The organism is Halomarina litorea, from assembly GCF_024227715.1.
In the GTDB taxonomy this organism is placed as follows: Archaea; Halobacteriota; Halobacteria; order Halobacteriales; family Haloarculaceae; genus Halomarina; species Halomarina litorea.
Window position 1 is genome coordinate 1,986,713 of sequence record NZ_CP100448.1, and the last position, 24,830, is coordinate 2,011,542.

At 69.4% G+C, this 24,830-nt stretch carries 23 protein-coding genes; 10 read left to right on the plus strand and 13 right to left on the minus strand.

What is annotated here, in order from left to right:
* Positions 1-7 precede the first annotated feature (7 nt).
* The 5 genes from NKG96_RS10875 to NKG96_RS10895 all read right to left on the minus strand — a co-directional run bounded on the left by NKG96_RS10875 (position 8) and on the right by NKG96_RS10895 (position 2,868).
* Positions 8-382, minus strand: a complete 375-nt coding sequence (locus NKG96_RS10875; protein ID WP_254534956.1) for a Zn-ribbon domain-containing OB-fold protein — start codon at positions 380-382, stop codon at positions 8-10.
* Positions 379-1,545 carry a thiolase C-terminal domain-containing protein gene (locus tag NKG96_RS10880; RefSeq protein ID WP_254534957.1) on the minus strand — a complete coding sequence of 389 codons (1,167 nt, stop codon included), beginning with the start codon at positions 1,543-1,545 and terminating at the stop codon, positions 379-381. The genes NKG96_RS10875 and NKG96_RS10880 overlap by 4 nt, the downstream gene beginning before the upstream one ends.
* A gap of 85 nt (positions 1,546-1,630) precedes the next feature.
* The gene (locus NKG96_RS10885) at positions 1,631-1,858 is read right to left on the minus strand and encodes a DUF8527 family protein (RefSeq protein ID WP_254534958.1); all 228 of its coding nucleotides are present in this window, start codon (positions 1,856-1,858) and stop codon (positions 1,631-1,633) included.
* The gene (locus NKG96_RS10890; protein ID WP_254534959.1) at positions 1,859-2,260 is read right to left on the minus strand and encodes a nuclear transport factor 2 family protein; all 402 of its coding nucleotides are present in this window, start codon (positions 2,258-2,260) and stop codon (positions 1,859-1,861) included.
* Between the two features lie 59 nt (positions 2,261-2,319).
* Positions 2,320-2,868: a hypothetical protein gene (locus NKG96_RS10895; protein ID WP_254534960.1), complete on the minus strand. Its 549-nt coding sequence runs from the start codon at positions 2,866-2,868 to the stop codon at positions 2,320-2,322.
* 122 nt (positions 2,869-2,990) lie between these two features.
* Between NKG96_RS10895 and NKG96_RS10900 the strand changes: the two genes are divergently transcribed.
* The gene (locus NKG96_RS10900) at positions 2,991-3,761 is read left to right on the plus strand and encodes an enoyl-CoA hydratase/isomerase family protein (protein WP_254534961.1); all 771 of its coding nucleotides are present in this window, start codon (positions 2,991-2,993) and stop codon (positions 3,759-3,761) included.
* A gap of 183 nt (positions 3,762-3,944) precedes the next feature.
* Here NKG96_RS10900 and NKG96_RS10905 read toward each other — a convergent pair whose 3' ends face one another.
* The 3 genes from NKG96_RS10905 to NKG96_RS10915 all read right to left on the minus strand — a co-directional run bounded on the left by NKG96_RS10905 (position 3,945) and on the right by NKG96_RS10915 (position 9,328).
* Positions 3,945-7,385, minus strand: coding sequence for a molybdopterin-dependent oxidoreductase (locus NKG96_RS10905; protein ID WP_254534962.1), 3,441 nt, complete (start codon positions 7,383-7,385; stop codon positions 3,945-3,947).
* Positions 7,382-8,995, minus strand: coding sequence for an NADH-ubiquinone oxidoreductase-F iron-sulfur binding region domain-containing protein (locus NKG96_RS10910; RefSeq protein WP_254534963.1), 1,614 nt, complete (start codon positions 8,993-8,995; stop codon positions 7,382-7,384). The genes NKG96_RS10905 and NKG96_RS10910 overlap by 4 nt, the downstream gene beginning before the upstream one ends.
* A gap of 114 nt (positions 8,996-9,109) precedes the next feature.
* A complete protein-coding gene (locus NKG96_RS10915) occupies positions 9,110-9,328 on the minus strand; it encodes a hypothetical protein (RefSeq protein WP_254534964.1) in 219 nt (72 codons plus the stop codon).
* Between the two features lie 109 nt (positions 9,329-9,437).
* Here NKG96_RS10915 and NKG96_RS10920 point away from each other — a divergent pair, with 109 nt between their 5' ends.
* From NKG96_RS10920 to NKG96_RS10940, 5 genes are all read left to right on the plus strand, one after another.
* Complete coding sequence (locus NKG96_RS10920; protein WP_254534965.1) at positions 9,438-9,722, plus strand: DUF8113 family protein; 285 nt, start codon at positions 9,438-9,440, stop codon at positions 9,720-9,722.
* A gap of 54 nt (positions 9,723-9,776) precedes the next feature.
* Positions 9,777-12,509, plus strand: a complete 2,733-nt coding sequence (locus NKG96_RS10925; RefSeq protein ID WP_368409247.1) for an AAA domain-containing protein — start codon at positions 9,777-9,779, stop codon at positions 12,507-12,509.
* A 45-nt stretch (positions 12,510-12,554) separates the two neighbouring features.
* Positions 12,555-13,076: a DUF6789 family protein gene (locus tag NKG96_RS10930; protein ID WP_254534966.1), complete on the plus strand. Its 522-nt coding sequence runs from the start codon at positions 12,555-12,557 to the stop codon at positions 13,074-13,076.
* A 14-nt stretch (positions 13,077-13,090) separates the two neighbouring features.
* Positions 13,091-14,320, plus strand: coding sequence for a lactate racemase domain-containing protein (locus NKG96_RS10935; RefSeq protein WP_368409307.1), 1,230 nt, complete (start codon positions 13,091-13,093; stop codon positions 14,318-14,320).
* A gap of 77 nt (positions 14,321-14,397) precedes the next feature.
* On the plus strand, positions 14,398-14,790 hold the full coding sequence (locus NKG96_RS10940; RefSeq protein ID WP_254534968.1) for a tautomerase family protein: 393 nt from the start codon (positions 14,398-14,400) through the stop codon (positions 14,788-14,790).
* 45 nt (positions 14,791-14,835) lie between these two features.
* Here NKG96_RS10940 and NKG96_RS10945 read toward each other — a convergent pair whose 3' ends face one another.
* From NKG96_RS10945 to NKG96_RS10955, 3 genes are all read right to left on the minus strand, one after another.
* Positions 14,836-16,482, minus strand: a complete 1,647-nt coding sequence (locus tag NKG96_RS10945) for an SLC13 family permease (protein ID WP_254534969.1) — start codon at positions 16,480-16,482, stop codon at positions 14,836-14,838.
* Positions 16,483-16,564: 82 nt separating this feature from the next.
* On the minus strand, positions 16,565-16,810 hold the full coding sequence (locus NKG96_RS10950) for a DUF8599 family protein (protein WP_254534970.1): 246 nt from the start codon (positions 16,808-16,810) through the stop codon (positions 16,565-16,567).
* A 46-nt stretch (positions 16,811-16,856) separates the two neighbouring features.
* A complete protein-coding gene (locus tag NKG96_RS10955) occupies positions 16,857-19,655 on the minus strand; it encodes an ATP-dependent helicase (RefSeq protein ID WP_254534971.1) in 2,799 nt (932 codons plus the stop codon).
* A gap of 105 nt (positions 19,656-19,760) precedes the next feature.
* On the opposite strand from NKG96_RS10955, the gene NKG96_RS10960 reads away from it, so the two are divergent.
* The 3 genes from NKG96_RS10960 to NKG96_RS10970 all read left to right on the plus strand — a co-directional run bounded on the left by NKG96_RS10960 (position 19,761) and on the right by NKG96_RS10970 (position 22,272).
* On the plus strand, positions 19,761-20,531 hold the full coding sequence (locus NKG96_RS10960) for an MBL fold metallo-hydrolase (RefSeq protein WP_254534972.1): 771 nt from the start codon (positions 19,761-19,763) through the stop codon (positions 20,529-20,531).
* A 105-nt stretch (positions 20,532-20,636) separates the two neighbouring features.
* The gene (locus NKG96_RS10965; RefSeq protein WP_254534973.1) at positions 20,637-21,560 is read left to right on the plus strand and encodes a poly-gamma-glutamate hydrolase family protein; all 924 of its coding nucleotides are present in this window, start codon (positions 20,637-20,639) and stop codon (positions 21,558-21,560) included.
* Between the two features lie 145 nt (positions 21,561-21,705).
* On the plus strand, positions 21,706-22,272 hold the full coding sequence (locus NKG96_RS10970; RefSeq protein WP_254534974.1) for a universal stress protein: 567 nt from the start codon (positions 21,706-21,708) through the stop codon (positions 22,270-22,272).
* A gap of 5 nt (positions 22,273-22,277) precedes the next feature.
* Here NKG96_RS10970 and NKG96_RS10975 read toward each other — a convergent pair whose 3' ends face one another.
* A complete protein-coding gene (locus NKG96_RS10975; RefSeq protein ID WP_254534975.1) occupies positions 22,278-23,345 on the minus strand; it encodes an mRNA surveillance protein pelota in 1,068 nt (355 codons plus the stop codon).
* Between the two features lie 120 nt (positions 23,346-23,465).
* Here NKG96_RS10975 and NKG96_RS10980 point away from each other — a divergent pair, with 120 nt between their 5' ends.
* Positions 23,466-24,530, plus strand: coding sequence for a zinc-dependent alcohol dehydrogenase family protein (locus NKG96_RS10980; protein ID WP_254534976.1), 1,065 nt, complete (start codon positions 23,466-23,468; stop codon positions 24,528-24,530).
* 27 nt (positions 24,531-24,557) lie between these two features.
* Here the strand turns inward: NKG96_RS10980 and NKG96_RS10985 are convergent, their stop codons facing one another.
* Complete coding sequence (locus NKG96_RS10985; RefSeq protein ID WP_254534977.1) at positions 24,558-24,734, minus strand: hypothetical protein; 177 nt, start codon at positions 24,732-24,734, stop codon at positions 24,558-24,560.
* Positions 24,735-24,830: the final 96 nt, after the last annotated feature.

Here is a 24,830-nt window from a genome sequence, read left to right on the forward strand (position 1 = left end):
GCGTTCGCTACTCGCCGTCCGTCGCGGTCCGGAAGACGGGCGCCGGCTCGCCGCCCGACTCCACGACGCCGTCGAGGACGACGCGGTCGCCGATTTCCACGGCCTCGCCGTCGCCCTCCAGTCGGGCCGTCACGCGGGCACTCCCCACCTGCACCATCCCGACCTGATACGGCCCCTCGAAGTCGACGGGCGGGACCTGTATCGTCGTCTCGGTGTACACCTCGCCCTCGGTGGGGAGGTCGGTGGTCTCCACGTCACGACCGCCGCAGTCGTTACAGACCGCGAAGGGCGTGCCGTACGTCGCCCCGCAGTCCGCACAGGCGACGCCGAGCAGGTCGCCGTCGCGCAGGGCGTCAGCCCACGCCTCGTGGGTGAGGCTCATCGGCGCACCCCCATGACCGAGACGACGGTGGTGGCGGCGTCGCCGCCGAGGTTGTGGGCGACGGCGCGTTCCGCACCCTCGACCTGTCGCTCGCCGACGTTCCCGCGCAACTGTTCGGTGAGTTCGACGATCTGCCCGGTCCCGGTCGCGCCGATTGGGTGACCCTTCGCCTTCAGGCCACCGGAGGGGTTGATGGGTCGGTCGCCGTCGATTCTCGTCCGCCCCTCCTCGGCGGCCGGGCCGCCCTCGCCGTCCTCGAAGAAACCGATGGCCTCGCTGGCCATGACCTCCGCGCCGGTGAAGCAGTCGTGGACCTCCGCGAAGTCCATCTCGTCGGCGCTCGCCCCGGCCTGCTCGTAGGCCTGCGACGCGGCGTCGCGGGCGGCCTGCGTGGCGTGCGGGACCGCCTTGGCCGAGAGCGGGACGATGTCGGTGGCGTGTCCCACCCCCTGTACGTCGACGGGGTCGTCGAAGGAGTCCGCCCGGTCGTCGCTGGTGACGAGGACGGCGCTCGCGCCGTCAGAGAACGGACAGCAGTCCATGAGGTGGAACGGGTCGGCGATGACCGGCGACTCCAGGACGTCCGCGACGGTGGTCTCCTTGCCGAAGTGGGCGTTGGGGTTCAACTGCCCGTTGGCGTGGTTCTTCACGGCGACGTGGGCGAGTTGCTCGGCCGTCGTCCCGTGTTCGTGCATATGGCGCTTCGTAAGGAGGGCGAAGACGCCGGGGAAGGTGAGACCCGTCGGCTGTTCGTAGTAGCGGTCGGAGGCGGAGGCGAAGATGCGGGTCATCTCCCCCGTCCCGAGGCCGGTCTCGGGGGTACAGCGCTCGACGCCGCCCACGAGGACGGTGTCGTGGACGCCCGCCTCGACGGCCTCGACAGCGTTCTTGAAGGCGTTCGAGGAGGTGGCACAGGCGTCCTCGTAGCGCTGGCAGGGGACGCCCGCGAGGCCGACCTGCGAGGCGGCCTTCGGCGCGAGGTGCGTGTCGTTCTCCGTCTGACCGCCCATCGCGTTTCCGAAGTAGAGGGCGTCGACGTCGTCGGGTCCGACGCCGGCGTCGTCAAACGCGCCGAGTGCCGCTTCCGCGAACAACTCGGTGAGGGTGGTCTCGTGGACGCCGAACGTGGTCATGCTCGCGCCCACGACGCTTGCTCGTGTCATCACGTGGCACTCGGAGGTCGACACACAAAGACGTACCGAGGGGCGGCCCGCGCCACCCGAGACGACCCGCGAGACCAGAACCGGCCTACCGCCGGCCCCGGTCGCGTTTCACCTCGCCCGTACCGGGGAAGACGAACCAGACCAGCACCGCCCCCACGCCGAACCCGACGAGCGTGACCAGCGCGATTTCGAGGAGCGTCGGGTCGCCCACCAGCGTGATCAGGCCCGCCGAGAACCCGATGAGGAGGACGAACCCCACCTTGAGACGGATGGTGAGCGAGTCGCGCTCCTCGCTCGACATCGGCCCGACCATTCAGAGGCCCTCCTGTGCGGTGCTGACGTGCATCCCCGCGAAGCGCCACGGGGACGGGCCGTCCGTCTCGTCGGTCGCCACGACGCGCACGAGCGTCCCGCTCCAGCGGGTGTCGAACTCGAAGCGGACGTTCCGGTCAAGGTCGGTCCACGCCAGGGACACCTGGTCGGAGAACCATCCGTGGTCGTCACGCTCACCGACCACGAGGTTCCGACTCTCGACGGTCCACCCCTCGGTGGTCCGTGTCTGTTCGCGGAGTCCCTCGACGACGGCGTCGTAGCCGGCCAGTCGCTCGGAGAGGCCGTACTTCACCACGTCAGGCGATTCGAGGAAGAACGGGGGGAGCGACCCACCCCGACGTAGCGTGTCGTAGTACGCCCGGACGGTGTCCTCGATGTCCATGGGGGAACGAACACCTGACGGGACTTACCGGTGCTGGAGTCCTCGCCGGGGTGGGTGACTCAGGCGAACCCGCGACCGACCTCGTCCTCGTCGATGAGGTCGTCGAGATCGGCGTCGAGCAGTCGTTCCGCCTCCTCGAAGGTGTCCGCGAGGTCGTCGAGCGAGTCGGGTCGGTCGTAGGCGTCGTACTCCATCGGCCCGTACGCGGGGCTGTCGAGGGCACTCATCACGTCCTCGAAGAAGGCGTCGGGCGTGGTGGGGGCATCGCGGTGTGTCTCGACGACGGACGTGAGGCGGGTCGCCGCCCGCTTGGCGTCGTCCTCGTCCTCGATGGCTCGCTGGACGCCGAAGCGCCCGCCCGCCTCACGCGGGAGGAGGGGGTCGATGTCGTCGTCGACGCGGCGGGCCACCTCGGCACCGACGCCGCGCACCTCGAAGGGGTTCTTCGCGTAGGTCTTGACCTGAAAGACGCCCACTGAGGGGTGACCGAGGTAGAGGTCCTCCCCGACGCCGTTGCGTCTGTCGCCGGCGACCGCCCGCCAGTCCTGTGGGTCCGCACCCGACTCCACCACCTCGCCGAGGATGTCCTGCCAGTCCCGGACGCGCATACCGGTCGTTCGGTACGGGTTCGCATGAACGTATCGACGACCGACCGGTCGGCGGAATCGGGTCGCCCTCTCGGGGTCACGACGGGGGCAGAGTTAACCCGCCGCTGTCCGTGGCTCCGTCCATGTCCGACTCAGAAACGGTACTGCTGGACCGTGAGGGCGACGTGGCCACCATCACCGTGAACCGGCCCGAGGCGATGAACGCGCTCAACACCGAGGTGCTGGAGACGTTGCTCGCGACCATCGAGGAGGCCAGCGACGCGCGCGTCCTCGTCCTCACGGGCGCGGGCGAGAAGGCGTTCGTCGGCGGCGCGGACATCGCCTACATGTCGGAACTCTCCGTCGACGAGGCACAGGAGTACGCCGAACTCGGTCACCGTGTCACCGACGCCGTCGAGGCGTTCCCCGGGCCAGTCATCGCCGCCGTGAACGGCTACGCCTTCGGCGGCGGCTGTGAACTCGCACTCGCCTCGGACCTGCGGGTGGCGAGTCAGAACGCCGTCCTCGGCCAGACGGAGATCGACCTCGGCATCGTCCCCGGGTGGGGCGGCACCCAGCGACTCTCGCGCATCGTCGGCGACGCCATCGCTCGTCGGATGGTGTTCTTCGGGGAACGCGTCGACGCCGAGGACGCCCAGCGTCTCGGCCTCGTCGGCAACGTCTACGCGCAAGCGGAACTGGACGACGAGGTGGCGGCGATGGCACAGGAACTCGCCGAGAAGCCCGCGTTCGCCCTGCGCTCGGCGAAGGAGGCGCTCAACCAGGTCCACGAGATGTCCCAGTCGGCGGGACTGGCCTACGAGCGACGCCTCTGGTCGGGACTGTTCGGGACTCACGACCAGCGCGAGGGGATGGAGGCCTTCGTCGAGAAGCGCGACCCGGACTTCGAGTAGGGCGGGCAGGCGACACACTCCGGGGCGGGTACAGGGCGTCGTGTCACGCGGCGTGGTCCGGGGCACAGCCTGTACCCCGCAGTCCGCCCTGCGGCAGTCGTCAGCGGATGAGGGCGATGGTCCCCCCTCCGTACTTGAACGTTCGCCCGGTCGCGTGTTGGGTGGGTTCCGGACGCGCCCGGGTCAGTCGTCGCCGGCCAGCGGTTGGGAGTCGTCGCCGGCCAGTTCGTCGAGCGACGTCGGCTCCCGGTCGGGGTCGGGGCCGAGCGGCCGCAGGCGGACGTTCGTCACCTTGTACTGGGGTATCTTGCTCGTGGGGTCGAACTTCTCCTCGGTCAGCTTGTTGACCGCGCCGTGGACGAAGTGCATCGGGACGAACAGCACGTCGGGGCCCGACGTCGCCTCGACGTTCGCCTTCACGACGATGTCGCCCTGTTCGGACTCGATCTCCACGTACTCGCCGTCGGCGATGCCGAGTTCCTCGGCGGCGTCCGGGTGGACCGTGACGAAGCTCTCGCCGACGTGCCGCATCGACGTCTCGACCCGGCGGGTCATCGACCCCGTGTGCCAGTGATAGAGCACGCGGCCCGTCGAGAGCGTGAACGGGTACTCCTCGTTCGGCGTGGGCTCCTGTTCGTCGGGCATCGACGACGGGACGAACCGCGCCAGTCCGTCGTCGAAGTTGAACTCCTCGTCGTAGAGATACGGCGTGCCGGGGTGGTCCTCGTCGGGGCAGGGCCACTGGAGGCCGTCCTCCTTCGCCTCCAGTCGCTCGTGGGTGACGCCGCCGTAGATGGGCACGAGGTCGTTTATCTCGTCCATCACGTCGGTCGGCGAGTCGTACTCCCACTCGACGCCGGTGTCCAGCCGGCCGACGAGGTCTTGCAGGATGTCCATGTCCGTCCGGGCGATTCCGGGCGACTCGACGGCCGGCCGGACGAGCTGGACCCGCCGTTCCGTGTTCGTGACGGTGCCGTACTTCTCGGCGGCCGAGGCCGCCGGCAGCACCACGTCGGCGTACTTCGCCGTCTCGGTCATGAAGAGGTCCTGGACGACGAGGAAGTCGAGGGCGTCGAGCGCCTCGTCGGCGTGCTGGACGTCCGGCTCCGAGACCACGGGGTTCTCGCCGACGATGTACATCCCGTGGACGTCGGTGTTGTCGGGGGAGTACCCCTCCTCGGCGTGCGGGTCGCCGGTCCCGCGTTCGCGCTCCTCGCCCTCGGCGGCGTCGGCACCGCCGTAGGAGTCCTCCTCGTGGTCGTCCTTCTCGGCGTCGTTCTTCTCGACGCCAGGGATGGCGCTGAACATCTCGGTGATCCGGAGGCCGACCGTCCCCGGCGGCCGGACGCCCCACGCGTCCTCGAACTTGTCGAGGACGTCCTCGTCGTCGACTGGCTGGTAGCCTGGCAGGTTGTTCGGGATGGGGCCCATGTCGCCGCCGCCCCCCTGGACGTTGTTCTGCCCACGGAACGGCGACAGTCCGGAGCGGGGCTTGCCGACGTGTCCACAGAGCAGCGCCAGGTTGGCGATGGCGAGCGCGTTCTTCGTCCCGTGGGAGTGCTGGGTGAGACCCATCGCCCAGCCGTAGACGCACGTCTCGGCGTTCGCGATGGTCTCGGCGGCGTTCCGCAGTTCCTCCGGCGAGACGTCGGTCAGCTCCTCGACGACCTCGGGCGTGTACGGCTCGACCGCCTCCTCCAGGTCCTCGAAGCCCTTCGTCCGCTCGTCGACGAAGGCCTCGTCCTGGAGGTCGTTCTCGATGATGTGTCGCATCATCCCGTTGAGCCACGCGATGTCCGCGCCGGGCTTGGTCCGCGTGTACTGGTCGGCGTGCTGTGCGATGGTCGTCTCCCGCGGGTCGAAGACGACGAGGTCCGCACCCGAACGGACGTTCTGCGTGATGCGGGTCGCGAGCACGGGGTGGCTCTCGGTCGTGTTCGACCCCGTGATGAGGTAGGCGTCGGTCTCGCCGATGTCCTCGTTGATGCGGTTGGTCATCGCGCCGTACCCCACCGTCTGTTTGAGCGCGGCGACCGTCGAGGAGTGACAGAGCCGCGTGCAGTTGTCGACGTGCGGGGTCTCCAGTACCTGCCGGGCGAACTTCTGGGCGAGGTAGTTCTCCTCGTTGGTCGCCTTCGAGGAGGAGGTCACCGCGAGCGAGTCCGACCCGTGTTCGTCGCGGAGGTCCGTCAGGCGGTCGGCGATGCGGTCGAGGGCCTCGTCCCACGACGCCTCGCGGAACTCGCCGTCCTCCCTGACCAGCGGCGTCTCCAGTCGCTCGTCGGAGTTGACGAACTCGTAGCCGAACTTCCCCTTCACGCACGTCGAGAAGTCGTTGGCGGGGGTCTGCTCCGGGTCGGCCGGCCGGGTGGCGAGGACCTCCTCGCCCTTCCCGTAGAGGTCGAAGCGACAGCCGACCCCGCAGTACGTACAGGTCGTGTCCGCGACCGTGAGCTCGCGCTTCCGGTAGGCGCTGATGGCCTCGGCGGCGTCGAACAGCTGTCCGATGGTGAGCGTCTCCTCGGCGACGGCCTCCGCGGTGTGTTCGACGGTCTCGGCGGCGCGCCGCGTGGCCTGCTCCGAGAGGTCCGTCACCTGCTGCTTCGCGTCGGCCATGAACGCCGCGACGCCGGACGGCTCGTCTCCGTCCGTCCGCGCCGCTCCGCTCTCGTCGCCGGCCTCCGGGAGGTCGCGGTTCGGCGCCTCCGCCGTGTCGGCCGTCTCGGCGGGGACCTTCTCGTGGACCGTCCCGATGGAGACCTTCTGGGTGAACCCGGGCAGCGGGATGGTCGTCGCGTCCGTGAGCCCCTCCTCGACGAGGCTGCCGGTCGGACAGACGGTGACGCAGTGCCCACAGGAGATACACGTCGACTCGGCCATCGTGTCGGCCTCGGGCTTCTGGAAGTCGATGTGGATGTCGTCGCCCTTGCCGGACATCCGGAGGACGCCGGCGTTCTGGACGTCGTTACAGGCCTCGACACAGCGGTTACAGAGGATGCACTTGTTGCGGTCGATCTGGATGACCGAGGAGTCGTCCAGGGGAGCGTACTCCTCGCGGTCGCTGAACACGCCGTAGCGCGGTTCGTTCACGCCGTGTTCGATGGACGTGTCCTGGAGCTCACAGCGGCCGTTCTGTCCGCAGGTGGTACACCGCAGGTTGTGGTTCGAGAGGACGAGGTCGAGGTTGACGTCGCGGGCCTCCTCGGCCTCGGGGTCGTCCGTGCTGACCGAGAGGCCGTCCTCCGCCGGGAAGCTACAGGACGGTACCATCCCGTGGTCGTCCGTCTCGACCATGCACGTCCGGCAGGTCCCGCGCGGGCCGATCTTCTCGGCCTGCTCGGAGTCGCGGTCGTAGTAACAGAGCGCCGGGACGTCGGCGTCGGTCTCGACGGCCTCGATGGCGTCGATGAGCGTCGACCCGGGCGGGACGGTGACCGGTTCGCCGTCGACGGTGACGGTCGTCGGCCCGTCGTCCGCCGTGCCGACCTCGGGGTCGTTCGCCGTCCCCGTCTCGAACTCGTCGGTGAGCGGCGTCTCCGACTGCGGGTCGTCGATGTCCGGGACGCCGGGGGTTGGGTCGGCGGGGCCGTGCTCGGTCGGGCCGGGCCCGTCGTGCATGCTCATGAGTGGGACACCTCACAGGAACCGCTGGGACAGCGCCCGTTCGCGTGGGCCTCGAACTCCGTCTCGAAGCGCTCGACAGCCGTCCCGACGCTGCGGGCGGCCGACTGCCCGAAGTCACAGATGCTCGATTCGCCCACCGTCCGCGTGAGTTCTCGGATCATGTCGTCGTCGTAGGTACCGTCGTAGACGTCGCGCAGCAGGTCGAGGAGCTGTTTCGACCCCTCACGGCAGGAGAAGCAGCGACCGCAGTTCTCCTCGCTGGCGAAGCGGACGCGCTCGCCCACGTCCGCCACCACACAGCGGTCGTCGTTCAGCAGTTCGACCGTCCCCTCGGTGCCGAGTCCCGCGTTCGAGAGGGCGAGCGCGCTCGCACCGTGGTCGAGCGTCGGGGTGAACCCGCCGAACTGACCGCCGACGCAGGCCATCTTGAAGCCGCCCTCGGTGTCGACGGCGTCCCGGACCGCGGCCAGCGAGCCCCCGGTGGGGAGTTCGACCGTCGCCGGCGTCTCGACGTCGCCGGAGACGGTGAGCACGCGCGTCCCCGGGTCGGCGTCGCCGGCGTCGAACGCGCCGGGGTCGGCGAGCGCCTCGCGTATCTGGGCGAACGTCCGGGGCGTGTGGACGACCGTCGGTCGCCCGTAGAGCCCGTGGCGCGCCGGTCCTGGCGGGCGGAGCCGTGCTTCGAGGCGGTCGTTGCCCTCCAGCGCCTCCAGGGCCATGGTGAACTCGCCGGCAATGTACTCGTCGGGACCGGAGACGACCTGCGGGGTGTCGGCGTCGCCGCTCCCCGCCCCGTCCCCCGCGTCGTTGACGAGCGCGCGTCCCGCGCGGCGCGTCCGGCGGCGCGCGAGTTCGTCGGCCTCGTTCGTGTAGACGACGACGTCGCCCGGCCCCGCCCCGACCAGTTCGGCGACGGCCAGCGCGCCGTCGAGGACCGTCCCCGGCGCGCCGCCGAGGAGCGTCCGGTCGCCCTCGTTCCGGTGGTCGCTCTCGTTGGCGTTCACCACCACGACCGGGTCGCCCGAGGCCTCGCGGACGGTCTCGACGGTCCCGGCGACGGGGGCGTCCCGCGTCGCGTCCCCCCGGCCGCGTCCGAGGACGCCGATGTCCCGGAGCGAGTCGAGCGCGTCCTCGGGGTCCTCGCGGGCCAGTCTCGCGGCGTCCGGTCGGGCACCGCCCTCCGGGTCGACCCACCCGCACCCTCCGAGGACCCGGCGGTGCCCGACGGCGAGCGGGCCCTCGGACGGCGTCGGAAGCGAGTCGATGTCCGGGTCGTGCTCGACGACCCACGCGGCCTCGTCGGCCCCGACGTCGCCCGACCCGGCGCCAGCGGCGAGCGCCTGCACGCGCTCGAACGACGGGCGGGGGTGGTAGGCGGTCCGGCCCCCGTCGGTGACGAGCACGAGGGGTTCGAGGGCGCGGACGCCCGTCGACCCGACTTCGAGGACGGCCGCGTCGCCGTCGGCGTCGCGGGCGGCCCCGAGGAGCCGCCGTCCCCGTTCCGATCTCCCCTCGTCCGGCGGCCCCCCTTCGTCGCTCTGGTGGTGGCTGTGACTGACCGTGACGCGGACGACGGACGTGCCCCTCCCGGAAATGCCAGAATCGTTCATTAGATGGGTGGCATCGACGTCCAACGGGCCGATGCGTACAAGGGGTACAGACGGCCCCCCGAAAACGCTGTGGCCTTCCCTCGCTGGGGGGCCGTCGCGTCCCGATGTATCAGCTCATACCGGGTCAGTTCCGGGTTCGCGCTCCGGGCCCGGATGCGACTCCCGGCGGTCGCCGTCCCCGTTCCCGTCGCCGTTCGCCCGGCGGTAGCGCCGTGAGAGGGGGGCGTGCTCGCGCCACCACCAGAACGCGGCCCCGCCGACGGCCACCAGCAGTCCGATTCCACCCGCGACGGTCCTTCGGCGGATCGCCGACCCGGTGCGCTGTCGGTCCATACCCGGCCCGACGGGGTCGGCGTCCGTAGGCGTTCGGGCTGCCCGAGCGGCCCCATGCCCCCCCTCGCCACACCGTTTTGAGGATGCGGCGAGAACGTCCACGGACGAGATGTCCAACGAACACGACACTGCCGACCTCGACGAACTCCGGGCACGGGCGGCCGACGCCATCGACGGCGACGACCTCCGGTCGATGTACCTCGGCGTGGTCCGCGAGGACGGGGAGAAGGAGTACTACTTCGGCAACGCCGTCGACGAGTCCGAGCTTCGGGAGGTGGCCGTCGTCCAGCTCGCGATGATGACGCGGGTCCTCGCCACCCAGTCGGCGTCCTCCGTCGAGGAGATCGCCGAACTGGCAGCTCAGCAGGCCGAGTCGATGGACCTCCAGCCCTGACCGGGAAGCCGGGTGACCGACACCCTCATCTCTCCACGGGCGTGCATCCCGGTAGTGACACTCCGCGGCCCCGTCGTCGAGGTGGGTGAGTCGAAGACCGTCAGTACGAGCTACGGCGAACGCGACCTGACGGAGGTGACGATGCGTCCCGAAGCGGGACGCGCCGACCCCGTGACGGTGACGCTGTGGGGCAAGTGGACCGAGACGGCGGCCGTCCTCGAACCGGGGATGGAACTGCTCGTGACCGACCCCGACGAACGCGAGTGGGACGGGGAGGTGCAGTTCTCGACGGGCAAGGAGTCGTTCGTGGTCGTCGAACCGGGCTTCCTCGTGGACGTGACCGACATCCGTTCGTGGGTACAGTGCCCGCGGATGTACTACCTGAACAAGCTCTCGGGCATCCCGCTCAACTACCCCGTCGTGAAGGGGACGCTCGTCCACGAGGTGTTCGGCGACCTGCTCCGTGGCCGAGATTTGGACGAGGCAATCGAGGACCACGTGGCGGACGCCGGCCTCGAATTGGGCCTGCTGGGTCGGGACCCCGACGAGGTGGCCGGCGACGTCCGCGAGAACGCGCGGGCCATCGAGGGGTGGCTGGCACAGGGGGCACTCACCGGGACCGGAGCCGACGGACGGGACGGCGACTTCAGTCCCACCGAGAGCGAGTGGCGTTCGGAGCGGACGCTCATCGGTGAGCGCTTCGGCATCAAGGGCCGGGCCGACGCCATCCGGCGGGGGACGCCCGTGGAACTCAAGACGGGCAAGAACCTGAAGAAGGAACCCCGGTTCCAGGACAAGGTGCAGGCGGCCTGTTACGCCCTCCTCCTGGGCGAGTACGACGCCGAGAACCGGGGGACCGTCGCGGACGGTGGCACTCGTGGGGAGTTCCCCACAACGGGCACCCTCCTCTACACGAAGAACAGCGTGCTGGACCGCAACGAGGAGACGGGCGACCTCACGCCGGCGAAGGACTTCTCCATCGGGCGCGGATTCCTCCAGTACGTCGTCCGCCAGCGAAACGCCATCGCCGCGATGGAGTACGACAGCGACGTCCCCACGGGCTACGAGGCGAACGCGAAGTGCGAGTACTGCTTCGAGCAGGACACCTGCATGGTCGTCTCCGGCCGCCTCGACCAGGAGTCGAAGGCCGGACAGATCGGGAAGGCCGTCCCCGAGAAGGAGCGCGCGTACTTCGACCAGTTCTACCGGGCAATCGAGGAGGAACGCCGTGAGGTCCACCGCGAGTACGCCAAACTGTGGGAGCAGAGCGCCGAGGAACGCGCGGACGACGACCGCGCGCTGATAGACCTCGAACCCCTCGGTCGACGCCAGCGCGAGAGCGGCCGCTGGGAACTCCGGGCGCGCGGGACGGGCGCCGTCTCGAAGATACGCGAGGGTGACGTGGTCCTCGCGAGCGATGGGCACCCGACGCGGGGAACGGCGGAACTCGCCCGCGTCGAGCGGTTGGGCGAGGAGGTGGTGGTGACGACGGACGAACCGGTCGACCTGTGCCGCCTCGACGTCTACCCCTCCGAGTTCACCGTCGACCGCCTGCTGAACGCCCTCCACGACGGCATCCTGAAGGGGAGCGAGCGCCGGAAGGACGTGCTGTTCGGGCGGCGCGACCCCGCGTTCGCCGACTGCGGGGAGACGTTCATCGACAACAACGAGGCACAGGACGAGGCCGTCCGACTGGCCGTCTCCGCCGAGGACTGCGCGCTGGTGCAGGGACCGCCCGGCACCGGGAAGACCTACACGCTCGCCCGGACGGTCCGCGCACTGGTCGACCGGGGCGAGCGCGTCCTCCTCTCGGCGTTCACGAACCGCGCGGTGGACAACGCCCTCGGCGCCCTCCGCGACCAGGGCTTCGAGGACTTCCTCCGGGTCGGCACCGAGTCAGGCGTCCGCGAGGACATGCAGAGCTACCGCCTCGAACGCCGGGGCGACCCGACCGAGCGCGTGCGTGAACTGCGAGAGACGCCGGTCGTCGCGGCCACGACCGCCTCGTGTGGCTCGCGCATCATGCGCGAGTGCGACTTCGACGTCTGCGTGGTGGACGAGGCGGGGCAACTGACCGAACCGGCGACGCTCGCGGCGGTCAACCTCGCCGACCGGTTCGTCCTCGTCGGCGACCACCAGCAGTTGCCGCCCGTCGTGCGCGCGGAGAACGACCTGCAGACCTCGCTGTTCGAGCGTCTCATCGAGCGCTACCCCGAGGCGTCGGTGCTCCTCGACCGCCAGTACCGGATGAGCCAGCGCATCCAGTACTTCGCCTCGCGGGAGTTCTACGACGGCAGACTGCGCCCCGCGACCGGGGAGGTGGCCGCCCAGCGACTCGACGACCTGCCGGGCGTCGAGTCGGACGCCCTCCCGCCGGAACTCCGCGATTCGGTGTCGTTCGTCGACCCCGGAGGGGTCGCCCGCGGGAACACGAACCCCACGGAAGCCGACCGGGTCTGCGAGGCCGTCGAGTCGTACCTCGTAGCGGGCGTCCCGCCCGACGACGTGGGCGTCATCGCGCCGTTCCGGGCGCAGGTGGCGGAGATATCCAAACGGGTTCCCGAGGGCGTCGCCGTCGACACCGTCGACCGGTTCCAGGGGTCCGACAAGGAGGTCATCGTCATCTCGTTCGTGGCGACGGGCGACCTCTCCAGTCCCATCTTCGAGGACACCCGCCGGGTGAACGTGGCGCTGACCCGCGCGAAGAAGGCGCTCTGTCTCGTCGGTGACGAGCGCGCGCTGTCGAGCGACCCGTTCTACGCGCGGATGCTGGAGTGGGCGCGGTAGGCGAGTCACGTGTGGCTTTTTGAGGCGTCCCCCCGTCGATGAGGTATGCCAATCGAAGGGGAACAACGGGGCGCGATTACGCCGCCGAACCCCGAGGACGACCTCGTCGCGGTGTTCCACGACGGTATCATCGGGGCCGTGGCCGGATTCGTGGGAACGGTGTCGATGACCGTCGTCCTCGGTATCGGACAGTTGCTCGGGGTCTTCGATCTCACGACGTTCGCCTCCATCGCGGAACTCGGCGGCCTCGACGTCCTCTTCGACGAGTCGCTCATGCCCTACCTCGGCTACCTCGTCTTCCTCGCCGGTGGGATGACGACGTGGCCGCTCATCTTCGCCGCCATCGAGCGGTTCCTGCCGGGCACCTCGCTCCCGAAGCGCGGCGTCTCGTTCGGGACGGTCATGTGGACCGGGTTCGTCATCGCGTTCGTCGACGTCCTCCCACCGAACCCGGCGACGACCCAGATCGCCCTCTACGCCGGCTTCACCCTCCTCGCCCACTGGATATACGGCTACGGGCTCGGGTGGGTGTTCGACTACTCCCTCGAACGCGACTTCTTCGCGTGACCGTGACGACCCCCATCCGCCTCCCGCTCGGGACCGGCCGCGTCGACGTGACCCTCGACGACTGCGAAGTGACCGTCGCCGACCCGCCGGGCGGGAAGGCGGTGAACGTCCGCGAGGCCGCCGAGGCCGCCCTCGCCGACCCGCACGGTCCAGCCCTCTCGCACCTCGTCGACCCCGACGACACCGTCTGCGTCGTCGTCACCGACGTCACTCGCGCGGTGCCCGAGGAGACCCTCCTCGACGTCCTCGTCGGCGAACTGGAGCGGGTGGGGGTGGCCCGCGAACAGGTCTCCGTCGTCGTCGGTCTCGGCCTCCACCGCCCGATGACGGACGGCGAACTCGACGAGATGCTCGGCGAGTTCGCCCCCCTCGCGGAGAACCACGACGCGACCGACACCGTCGTCGCGGGCGAGGTGGACGACTGTCCGGTCGAACTCAACCGGACCGTCGCGGCCGCCGACCGCGTGTTCTCGACGGGGATGGTCGAACCCCACCAGTACGCGGGCTTCTCCGGCGGCGCGAAGACCGTCGCCATCGGCGCGGGCGGCGAGTCGCTCATCCGCTACACGCACGGCCCGGAGATGCTCTCGAACCCCGGCGTCCGCCTCGGGCACGTCGCGGACAACCCCTTCCGCGACGCCGTCGACCGGGCGGGTGACCTCGCCGGGGTGGCGTTCTGCCTGAACGTCACGCACGGGCCGGCGGGTATCCTCGGCGTGTCGGCGGGCGACCCGCGGTCGGTGGTCCGTGACCTCGCTGCGACGGCCCGCGAGGCCCTCGCTGTCCCCGTCGAGGGCGAGTACGACGCCGTCGTCGCGGGCCTCGGCGCGCCGAAGGACGCGAACCTCTATCAGGCGACCCGGGCCGCGACCTACGTGGTTCTCGGCGCGAAGAACCCGCTCCGTCCGGGCGGTCGCGTCGTGGTCCCCGCCCGATTGCAGGAGGGCGCGGGGGAGGGGACGGGCGAGCGGCGCTTCCACGAGCGTCTCAGCGAGGCGGCGAGCGCCGACGAACTGTACGACGAGATGCGCAGGGGGTACGAACCGGGCGCACAGCGGGCCTTCGTGGTGGCGCGAGCGCTCCGGGACCACGACGTGTTCGTGACGAACAGCGAACACCCCGAGGTGGTCGAGGACTGTCTGATGTCCGCCCGCGAGTCCGTCGAGGAGAGCGTCGAACCGGGCAGCCGCGTCCTCGTCGTCCCGGACGCCCTCCACACCCTGCTGGTCGCACCGGGGGAGTAGTCAGACGTCCGGCCCCGGCACCCGACGCCCTCGCCGGGACCCCCGCCGATAAGCCCCTCGCGCCCTCCTCTCGGGGCATGCCACTGTTGCAGTTCGACGTGACGGGACCGCTGGACCCGACGGACAAGGAGGCGTTCGCCGCCGAGGTGACGGACCTCTACACCGAGGAGATGGCGACGACGGCGGGCCACGTCGCCGTGACGATACGCGAACGCGACCCCTCGGACCTCCACCTCGGGCGGGCCGAGGACGGGCGACTCCTCTTCCTCGACGCCGAGATTCGACGAGGGCGATCGTTCGAGCGCAAGCGGGCGTTCGCGCTGGCGACGATGGAGGCCGCCCGCGAGCGATGGGACGTCCCCGAGGCGAACCTGAAGGTGGTGTTCACTGAACACGCGGGAGAGCAGATGATGGGCTACGACCGGGTAGGCGGGGAGTGGGACGTCGAGGACGGAGGGGAGAGGGACTGAGAGGAGACGGGGGGCGGTGCGGACGGCGACGAGTAGCCGACCGCGTCACCAGAGAATCGTTGGCCAGACGAACTGGAACAGCAGCCAGATGAGGCCCGTCAGGACGAGGGTCATCACGACGTTGAGGACGACGCCCGCCCGCATCATCTGTGACTGCTTGAGGTAGCCGCTGCCGAAGACGATGGCGTTGGGCGGCGTGGCGACCGGGAGCGCGAACGCGAAGGAGGCGGCGATGGCCCCGCTGGTCGCGAGGAAGATGGCCGCCGCGACGTCCGTGAGACCGAGCGTCGTGGCGAAGACGCTCCCGATACCGATGAGGATGGGGACGATGATGGCCGAGGTCGCGGTGTTCGAGGTCATCTCCGTGAGGAAGATGACGAGTAGGACGACGACGGCGACGACGACGAGGATGGGTGCCCCGGTCAGCGACCCGAACACGGAGTCAGCGATCCACTTCGTCGCGCCCGTGTCCGCCAGCGCGCCGGCCAACGCGATACCTCCGCCGAACAGCAGGATGACGCCCCAGTCGATGTCGACGAGGTCGTCCCACTCCATCGTGTCCGCGAGGACGAGCGCCGGGATGGAGATGAGACCGACCATGACGTAGTAGAGCATCCCCTGGTGGCCCTCGACGCCGAAGACGGTCATGCCGTCACCGCCGAACAGGGTGGTGTTCCAGACCGCCGGGAGGAACGGACCGAGGAAGGTGTCGAGCCCGCCGAGTACCCAGAGGCCGGCGGTGGCGGCGAAGATGTACGCCACGCGCTTACCCCGTTTGTCGAGCTCACCCTCCCGTTGAAGGTACTGCTGGGCTTTCTCCTGTGCGCCGCTCACGTCGTCGATCTGTGGTGGGTAGAGGACGAACGTGAGCAGGTACCAGACGATGGGGAGGGTGACGACGACAATGGGGATACCGATGGCGAGCCACTGCGCGAAGCCGATCTCGTAGCCCAGTATCTCGTTCAACTGGGAGGCGAGGATGGCGTTCGGCGGCGTGCCGATGAGAGTGCCGACCCCGCCGACGCTGGCGGCGTAGGCCGTCCCGAGGAGCATCGACACCTGGATGTTCGTGAAGGACTGGTCCGCCGCGACGCCCGCGGTAGTGCCCGACTCGGCGGTGCCGCCGTCGGCGGCGGTGTCGGTTCCGGGGACGTCGGAGGTCGACTCGCCGCCGGCGGCCTCCAGTCCCTCGCGGCCGACGACCTGTGCGAGGACGCCCAGCGCGATGGGCGTCATCATGGCCGCAGTCGCCGTGTTCGACACCCACATCGAGAGGAAGGCAGTGGCGAGCATCACTGCGGCGACGAGTCGCCGTGGCGAGGACCCCATCTTCGACATGAGCCACAGCGCGATGCGGCGGTCGATGTCGTACTTCTGGAGCGCGTTCGCCAGCATGAACCCGGCGATGAACAGGAAGATGAGGTGGTCGGCGAACCCGGCGAGCGCCTCGTCCAAGTCCGCGTACACCCCGAACGCGGTGAGCAGGACGGGAATCGACAGCGCCGTCACCGCGAGCGGGAGTGCCCCCGTAATCCAGAGGAGGCCCGCGAAGTACATGGTCGCGAGCGCGTACTGCCCGCGGAGGCTCAACCCCTCGGGCGTCGGTAGGCCGGCGATGACGCCGGCACCGACCAGCGCGAGGAGGAACACGACGATTCTACCGCGCGGACCCGACGGTCGGAACGGTATCATTGATACACGCTCACAGTCGGGTATCTCTGGATTAATCCTTTCGAACCGTCGTCAGGAACGTTATTGTATCTCTATGAGCGATTCAGAAATTCCCCACGAGCGTCCGGACCTGTTCGTCGTCGAGTTCGTCGACGTAGAGGTCGTAGAGTGCCCGACGACGCTCCGCCGAGAGGCCACGTGTCCCGTTCTCCAGCATGGAGACGTGCGCCTGCAGGAGGCCGTCGAGTTCGCGTTCGACTCCGCGCTGTTCGTAACCGGCGGCGACGCGGAGCAGTCGCCACGCGAGGGGAGAGATGTCTGCCACGTCGACGGGTTCGGACGACGGCACGGGTGAACAGTCGGCGCGCGGGAGGCGATAAAACCCGTGGGCGGCGTCAATCCGTGCCGGTCGCGGGCACGCGCTCCTCCTCGCTGATTTCGCGCAGGACCCGTTCGTGGAACTCCCTGAGGACCGCGTCCTCGTCCTCCGCGAGGACCACGTCCGAGGCCATCAGCGTGGCGAGGCCGAAGGCCCGCGGGGTGGGCGAGTCCACCTGCCGGACGGCGATAGCGAGGTCGCCCGCCCGAATCGATTCGAGGGCCGACTCGATGGCCGACACGTTCAGTTTGTCCTCCAGTATCTCGCGGTACGTCTCCTCCACGACCGCGAACTCGGGCAGGTCGTCGGCGAAACTCAGGAGCATCTCGCTGGAGACCTGTTGCTGGGCGGCGGTCTTCTCGTAGCCCTTGTACCGTTTCAGTATCATCAGCGAGCGGGTCGCGTTGATGCGGAAGTAGCGCTTGAGGAGGTCCGACCCCGTCAGACTGGCCCGGAGGTCCGCGCGGGCTTCGGCGGGGTCGACGTCGCGAATCAGCCCCTCGACGTCCACCTTCCGGTTGAGGGGCATCGAGAGGGTGAAGCCGTGGTCGGCGACGGCTACCTGCACGTTGGCGTTGGCGGCCTGTGCACAGCGATAGGCGAGCAGTCGGGAGAAGCCGTCGTTGAACCGCCGCCCGTAGTTCGAGTGGACGTAGTAGTGCCGCCGGTACTCGGTCTGGTCGAGTTCCACCTCGATGGCGAGTCGCCCGTCGGTCGAGACGCTCTCTGCCCCCGCGTAGCGTACCTGCTGGTCGTAGAGGCGTGTCAGCGCCCGGACGCTGTTCTCGTCCAGCGGGAACCCCCGGAGCCAGTTCCGAACTGCGGGGGTGCCACCGTCGTCGAGTGTGTCGAGGAGTTCGCGCTGGAAGGCGAGAATCTCCCGCCCGAGGTCGTACGAGAGCGGGAGGCGCTCGGAGAACCACGACGGGACGGTGGGGCGCGCGCCCGTCGGGTCCACGTACACCTTCGACCCGCGGCGGTACTGGTAGGCGTAGTTCGACCCGCCGAGGACGAACACGTCGCCCTTCTCCAGCGTGTCGAGGTACGACTCGTCGAGTTGGCCGACCCACTCCCCGGACCCGCGGGTCTTCACGTCGCAGGTGAACGAGTCGGGGATGGTACCGATGTTGGTCATGTAGATGACGCGGGCGAGTCGCCCGCGCTTGCCGAGGAGGGGTTCGTCGACCGGGAAGTCGGGGTAGTGGTACTCGCCGTCCGGCGGGTCGTTCTCGTCGCGCCACACCTTCGCGTAGACGTTGCGGTCTTCCATCCCCTCGTAGTCGGCGGTGAGATAGCGCATCAGCGACTCCCACTCGTCGTCGCCGTAGGCGCGATACGGGTACGCCCGCTGGAGTATCCGCCGGACCTCCGACTCGGGGCGGACCCGATTTATCGCCATCCCGTACACCTGCTGGGCGGCCACGTCCTGTGCGTTCTCGGGGACGAACACCCGGTCGACGAACCCCTCCTCGGCCTTCTTCAGCATCACCGCACACTCGACGAGTTCGTCTCTGTCGAGGGCGACGACCCGGCCGGTGACGGTCTGCCCGAGTTGGTGGCCCGCCCGCCCGACTCGCTGGAGGAGCGACGCGACGGACTTCGGGGAGCCGACCTGTACCACGAGGTCGATGTACGGCATGTCGATGCCGAGTTCGAGGCTCGTGGAGGTGGTCACCACGTCGAGCGTCCCGGCCTTCAGTTGCTCCTCGACGGCGTGGCGGCGCTCCTTCGAGAGCGACCCGTGGTGACACCCGGTGTTCTCCTCGGTGTAGTCGTCGTATCGCTCCCGGAGATTGTGGAGGACTCGCTCTGCACCCGACCGTGTGTTCGTGAAGACGAGCGTGTTCGTGTGCGACTGTATCAGGTCGTGGACCTGCGCGTAGAAGCGGTCGGTGACCACCTCGCGGGGCGTGTTGATGAGGTCGTCCGTCGGGCACGTGAGCTGAACGTCGAACTCGCGGACGAACCGGGTGTCCACTAGCTCGTACTCCCGCGGCTCCCCGGTGTCGGCCTGCCCGACGAGGAACTCCGCCATCGTCGAGAGCGGTTCGACCGTCGCTGAACAGCCGATTCGGGTGGGCGAGGTCTCGCAGAGTTCTTCGAGACGTTCGAGCGACACCGAGAGGTGCGTCCCACGTTTGTTCTCCGCCAGCGAGTGTATCTCGTCGACGACGACGTACTCCACGGTGCGGAGTTTCTCCTTGAACTTCGGGGAGTTGAGCAGGATGGCCAGCGTCTCCGGGGTGGTGTTGAGGATATGGGGCGTCTCCTTCAGCATCTTCTGGCGGTCCGCGCTGCTGGTGTCGCCGTGACGGATGGCGTGGCGGATGTCGATGGGTTCGTCCGCGAGTTCGGAGATGCCGTCGAGGGGCACCTCCAGATTGCGGTGGATGTCGTTTGCGAGCGACTTGAGGGGTGAGACGTAGAGGCAGTAGACGGAGTTGTCGAGGCCGCCGTCGTTCTCCGCGTCCGTGTCGTCCCCGGACTCGCCCTCGCGCGCCTTCCGGCCCTCCCGTTCCCGGCGGTACAGTTCGTCGATGATGGCCGTGAAGGAGGCGAGCGTCTTGCCCGACCCCGTCGGCGCGCAGATGAGCGCGTTCTCCCGGTCGTGGATGCGCGGGATGGCCCCCTTCTGCGGCGGGGTGAAGAAGCCGCCGTTGCCGGGGACGTACTCGCCGAACTCGCGGACCCACCACTCCCGGACCGCGGGTTCGAGGAGATCGAGGACCTCGCCGTCGTCGATCTCCACGTCCTCGGCGAAGTCGTAGTCGAGCGACCCGAGGAGGTCCCTCCCGGTCTGCGCGTCCCCACCCATCAGTTGTGCCGGGTTGGCGGGGCAGGGGGAAGTGGGTTTGGCTACCGGAGCGGAAGTGGTCCGGGACGACGGAACGCCCTTCCCCACCGCCCACGACACCTCGGTATGCGCGTCACCTTCCTCGGCACCGGCAGCGCGATGCCCACCGGCGAACGGTTCCAGACTGGCCTCCTCCTCGAAGCGGACGGGCGCGATCCCCTGCTCGTGGACTGCGGGAGCGGCGTCCTGCACGCTCTCGCGCGGACCGACGTGGGCTACGAGGGCGTCTCGACCGTCCTGCTCACCCACCACCACCTCGACCACGTCGCGGACCTCCTGCCGCTCCTGAAGGCCAAGTGGCTGGCGGGGACGACGGACCTCACCGTCGCGGGGCCCGAGGGCACCCGCGAACTCGTGGAGGGACTGCTGGACGTCCACGACTACCTGCAGGGGCGCGTGGACCTCACGTTCGAGGAGGTCGGTCCCGGGGCGTTCTCCGTCGGCGGGTACGACGTGGAGGCCGTCGAGACGGTCCACTCGCTGTACTGTCTGGCCTACCGCTTCGCCGACCCCGACGGGGGTGACTTCGTCTTCTCGGGGGACTCGGAGGCCATCGACGCCATCGCCGACCTCGCGGAGGGCGCGAGCGTGCTGGCCCACGACTGTTCGTTCCCGGACAGCGTGGACGTCTCGAACCACCCCACCCCGACCCAGTTGGGCGAGGTCCTCGCCGGCCACGATATCGGGACGGTGTACCTCACGCACCTCTACCCGCACACCGACGGCGAACACGAGTCCATGCTCGAGTCGGTCGGGGCCGACGACGACGACGAGGTGCGCTTCGCCCGCGACGGCCTGACCGTCGACACGGGGGGCACCGACGAGGAAGCGGGATGAGCGGGGGTAGGCCTTCCCGACGGGGCTACACCTGTTGCCGCGCGGACGCCGAACGCTATACACGTCGGCGTGTATTTCATGTAGTGGGGATTTTTCGGTGGCGGCGTGAACGACAGAACGACCAGACGGACGTTCCTCGCGGCGGCCGGTGGCGCCGTGGCGGCCTCGTCCGTCGCCACTGCTGGGACCGGTGACGTGACCACGACTCGCGGCGACGTCGTCGTCCGCGTTTCGGCGGGACGCTGGGACGACGAGCGGTGTTCGCTCCCCGGGAGCGTCCTCGATCGATACGGACTCGTGACGGGCCAGCAGGTACGCCTCTGGTACGGCGGCACCTGCGCGCTGTTCACCGTCGACCGGACCGACGGCGACGAGGCCGTCGTCGCCGACGACGGGGCGGAACGTCTGGAGGCGCCCGAGGATGACTTCACTGCCGAACTCGACACGCAGGTCGTCGACCCCGCGGTGGACGAGACCACCGCCCGCGAGGAGGGTGGGTTCGTCGAGGCGTCGCGGTCGGGGACCGACCTGCTCGCCGTCGCCCCGCACGGCGGCTACATCGAGTACGGGACGGGCGACCAGGCCGAACGGGTCGCCGACGCCCTCGGCGGCGGCCTCTGGCGCTGTTCGGGGTGGTCGCCCGGCGGCGGTGCCTACCGGCGCTGGCACATCACCTCCACGGACCTCCATCCGGACTCGCTGCCCGCACTCGCGGACGTCGCCGAGGACGCCTATCGCCACGCGGTGGCGTTCCACGGCTGGTCGAACGACGGCGTCGGCGTCGGGGGCGGCGCACCGCGCGACGTACTCGAACACGTCCGCGACACCGTTCGTGAGCACGCCGACGGCGCGTTCCCTGTCTGTCTCGTCGCGGACCCGGCCTACGACGGGACCGACCCGGACAACGTGGTCAACTGGCTGACCGAGGGCGGCGACGGCGGCGTCCAGTTGGAGCAGGGCTGGTCGGTCCGGACCGACCACCGGGACGTCGTCGCGGACGCCGTCGTGGCCGCGTTCGACTCGCTGTAGCCGGCGGCGGGGCGACGCCACGGGGCGGAGTGAAAGTGTCCGGAGCGGCGGCGACGGCCACGGCCCCGGGGGACAGGAGCGCCCCACGACCACTTCCACTTCGGTGTTGGCTGGCGTTCTTGCCCGTCCCCGGCGGACGACAGGTATGTCCTCACCGACGCGGGCGACGCCGGGCGACGCCGACCGTACGAACCCCTCCGACCGGACCGACCGCTCGGGCGGGGCGGACGACTACATCGAGGCGTCGGGGGTGCTGGTTAGCGTCGCCGGGACGGTCCACGACCCGGGGGTCGTCCGGGCGGCGGGGGCCCACGCCGCGGTGACGGGCGGCCACCTCGTCGTCCTCGCCGTCCTGCCGAACGACGCGTTCGTCGAACGCCAGCGGGCGCGGGCGGCCGTCCCCGAACTGCGACGGTTCGCGCTCTCGGAGGCGGAGATGGAGCGCCGACACGTCGCCCGGCGGGCCGCGAGGCGGGCGCTCGGCGGAGTCGACGTGCCCGTGACGGTGGTCGGCGCGGTGGGCCGGGAACCCGACCACGTTCTCGCGACTGCCCGCGAACACGGCTGCGACCACGTCTTCCTCGCGGACCGACCCGCCCCGGGACGAGCGCTGACCCGCGATACGCTCTCTGCGGTCTGCGAGCGCTTCGAGGGGCCCGTGACGGTCCTCTCGGAGCGGGACGGGGAGAGCGACCGCCCGACGCCTCTCTGAGAGCGTTACTGGAGGCGGTAGCGCAGGATGGCGGCGACGCCGCCCAGTTGCTCCAGTTGCTCGCCGGGGTCGAACTCGTGGGAGAAGACGACGATGTCGCCGCCCTTCTGGTCGACCGTCTCCAGCAACTCGTTGGCGTCCACGGTCCACTCGCCGTCGCCGCCGCGTTCCTGTCGGAGGCGCTCGTCCACGACGAGGAGCGTCTCGACGGCCCCGAACTCGGCGGCTTCCTCGACCGCCTCGACGCCGTAAGCCGCCTTCTCGCCGCTCGCTATCTCCTGCATCAGGCGGTCGATGAGTTCCGCCTCGCGGGCGATTCTGGTCTCGGCCTGCACGTCCTCGACGGCACCGCGCTTGAGCACCTCGTGGACGCCCCGGTCGCCGACGGCGCTGGTGTCGACCATCGTTATCAGTTCCGCCACCTCGGGGGCCTCCTCCTCGATGTACTTGTAGGCGTCCTGCTTCGTGAACCCCGGCCCGGCGAGGATGATGGCGTCCACCTCCAGCCGACGAAGCACGTCGGTGAGTTCCGCGAACAGTTCCGACCGGGAGCGGGCGTACTCGCCTTTCCCCGTCGGGCCGGTCAGGGCCACGCGCTCTTCGGCGCCGTACTGGGCCACGTCGTGGACGTGCGCGGCGGCCTCCTCGACGGTGACGATGACGACGTCGGTGCTGTCGCGGGCCTCGACGGCCTCCTCCAGTCGCTCTAGCTGGTCGGGTTTCCAGTGTTTCGTCACCTCCAGCTCCTCCTGTTGCTCGACGTTGAGCGTGTGGTGGAAGCCGAGTTGGTCCTCGCGCGAGCAGTCCTCGATGGTTCCCGACACCCGCAGGCGGTTGGCGAAGCGGGCGAACTCCGTCTCCTCGACGGCCAGCGTGACGTACATGTGCTCGCGTTCGCCGCCGGAGTCGCGCAGTTGCTCGTCGTCGCGGCGCACCCGGCGGGAGGTGTCTCCCCCCACTCTGTCGCCGGGTTCGAGGATGTAGTTCAGGTGCCAGAGGTCGTCGACCGACTCGGGGACGACCGTGATCTTCTCGCGTCCTCCCTCGACGCGGTGACGGTCGGCGATTCGCATACCGGGCGTTCCTCGGCGCGTCGTAAGTGCCTGCCTCTTCGGGCCGCGACGGACGCATCGCTCGACAGTCCCGTTCCTCGTAATTACACTTATGGGAATGGTTTGCGATGGACACACGTAATGCGCGCAGCAGTTCTCAAGAAGCACGGCGAACCGCTCGAAATCGAGGAGGTCGACGAACCGGACCTCTCGCCCACCGGTGCCATCGTGGAGGTAGAGGCCTGCGGTATCTGCCGGTCGGACTGGCACGGCTGGCAGGGCGACTGGGACTGGCTGGACCTCAAGACGCCCGAGGGGCAGATTCTGGGCCACGAACCGGCCGGCCGAGTGGTAGAAGTCGGCGAGCAGGTGAGCCACATCTCGGAGGGCGACCACGTCGCCGTCCCGTTCAACCTCGGCGACGGCACTTGCATGGAGTGTCGCCGCGGCCACTCCAACACCTGCGAGAACGTGATGCCACTCGGGTTCGTCGAACCCGTCCCCGGCGCGTTCGCCGAGCAACTCCACGTCCCCGCCGCCGACCACAACCTCGTTCACCTCCCGGACGGCGTCTCCTCGGTGGACATGGCCGGTCTCGGCTGTCGGTTCATGACCTCGTTCCACGCGCTGGCCCACCGCGCAGACGTGAGCGCGGGCGACTGGGTGGCGGTCCACGGCTGTGGCGGTGTCGGCCTCTCGGCGGTCCACATCGCCGACGCTCTCGGCGCGAACGTCGTCGCCGTCGACCTCATGGACGACAAACTCGACAAGGCGAAGGAACTCGGCGCGGTCGAGGTGGTCAACGCCGGCGACGCCGAGAACGTCCCCGAGGACGTGAAGGCGCTGGCGGGCGGCGCGGCCGACGTGAGCGTGGACGCCCTCGGCATCGAGACGACCTGCCAGAACTCCGTGTTGAGCCTCGGCAACCGCGGTCAGCACGTCCAGATCGGACTGACGACGCAGGACGAACAGGGGATGATTCCCCTCCCGACGGACGCGATGGTGATGCAGGAAATCGAGTTCATCGGGTCGCTCGGCATGCCCCCGACGCGCTACGACGAGATATTCCGCATGGTCGCCACGGGCAAACTCAACCCGAGTGCGGTCGTCAGCGAGACGGTCGCGCTCGACGACGTGTCGGACAAACTCGCCTCGATGACTGACTTCGAGACGGTCGGCATCCCCGTCATCGACCAGTTCGACTGAAACAGCCGGCGAGTCGCAACGAGCGACTCAGTCGTCCCGGTCGACCGCGACGATCTCGAGGTCCCAGCTCGGGTCGGCCCGGTCGTCGCTCACTATCGGCCACCCGCCCTCGACGTGGACGCCGTTGGCGCGGGCGTCGTTCACCAGCTTCCGGAGTCGTCGGTGGAACGCCTCCTCCGTCGTCACGTTCGTGTCGCGGTCCACGGCTACGCGCCCCGGCCGCAGTGCGATAGCGAATCGAACATCGTCAGCGGAGGGATACTCATCAAGCGGTCTTCAATCACCTCCAATAACGATTAG

Excerpts from the sequence above, each read along its gene's own strand:
- NKG96_RS10890 (WP_254534959.1), bottom strand. The coding sequence starts at position 2,260 with ATGGACATCGAGGACACCGTCCGGGCGTACTACGACACGCTACGTCGG.
- NKG96_RS10895 (WP_254534960.1), bottom strand. The coding sequence starts at position 2,868 with ATGCGCGTCCGGGACTGGCAGGACATCCTCGGCGAGGTGGTGGAGTCG.
- NKG96_RS10980 (WP_254534976.1), top strand. The coding sequence starts at position 23,466 with ATGCGCGCAGCAGTTCTCAAGAAGCACGGCGAACCGCTCGAAATCGAG.
- NKG96_RS10970 (WP_254534974.1), top strand. The coding sequence starts at position 21,706 with ATGTCCTCACCGACGCGGGCGACGCCGGGCGACGCCGACCGTACGAAC.
- NKG96_RS10910 (WP_254534963.1), bottom strand. The coding sequence starts at position 8,995 with ATGAACGATTCTGGCATTTCCGGGAGGGGCACGTCCGTCGTCCGCGTC.
- NKG96_RS10905 (WP_254534962.1), bottom strand. The coding sequence starts at position 7,385 with ATGAGCATGCACGACGGGCCCGGCCCGACCGAGCACGGCCCCGCCGAC.
- NKG96_RS10900 (WP_254534961.1), top strand. The coding sequence starts at position 2,991 with ATGTCCGACTCAGAAACGGTACTGCTGGACCGTGAGGGCGACGTGGCC.
- NKG96_RS10880 (WP_254534957.1), bottom strand. The coding sequence starts at position 1,545 with ATGACACGAGCAAGCGTCGTGGGCGCGAGCATGACCACGTTCGGCGTC.
- NKG96_RS10915 (WP_254534964.1), bottom strand. The coding sequence starts at position 9,328 with ATGGACCGACAGCGCACCGGGTCGGCGATCCGCCGAAGGACCGTCGCG.
- NKG96_RS10885 (WP_254534958.1), bottom strand. The coding sequence starts at position 1,858 with ATGGTCGGGCCGATGTCGAGCGAGGAGCGCGACTCGCTCACCATCCGT.
- NKG96_RS10875 (WP_254534956.1), bottom strand. The coding sequence starts at position 382 with ATGAGCCTCACCCACGAGGCGTGGGCTGACGCCCTGCGCGACGGCGAC.
- NKG96_RS10960 (WP_254534972.1), top strand. The coding sequence starts at position 19,761 with ATGCGCGTCACCTTCCTCGGCACCGGCAGCGCGATGCCCACCGGCGAA.
- NKG96_RS10955 (WP_254534971.1), bottom strand. The coding sequence starts at position 19,655 with ATGGGTGGGGACGCGCAGACCGGGAGGGACCTCCTCGGGTCGCTCGAC.
- NKG96_RS10930 (WP_254534966.1), top strand. The coding sequence starts at position 12,555 with ATGCCAATCGAAGGGGAACAACGGGGCGCGATTACGCCGCCGAACCCC.
- NKG96_RS10975 (WP_254534975.1), bottom strand. The coding sequence starts at position 23,345 with ATGCGAATCGCCGACCGTCACCGCGTCGAGGGAGGACGCGAGAAGATC.
- NKG96_RS10920 (WP_254534965.1), top strand. The coding sequence starts at position 9,438 with ATGTCCAACGAACACGACACTGCCGACCTCGACGAACTCCGGGCACGG.
- NKG96_RS10945 (WP_254534969.1), bottom strand. The coding sequence starts at position 16,482 with ATGATACCGTTCCGACCGTCGGGTCCGCGCGGTAGAATCGTCGTGTTC.
- NKG96_RS10940 (WP_254534968.1), top strand. The coding sequence starts at position 14,398 with ATGCCACTGTTGCAGTTCGACGTGACGGGACCGCTGGACCCGACGGAC.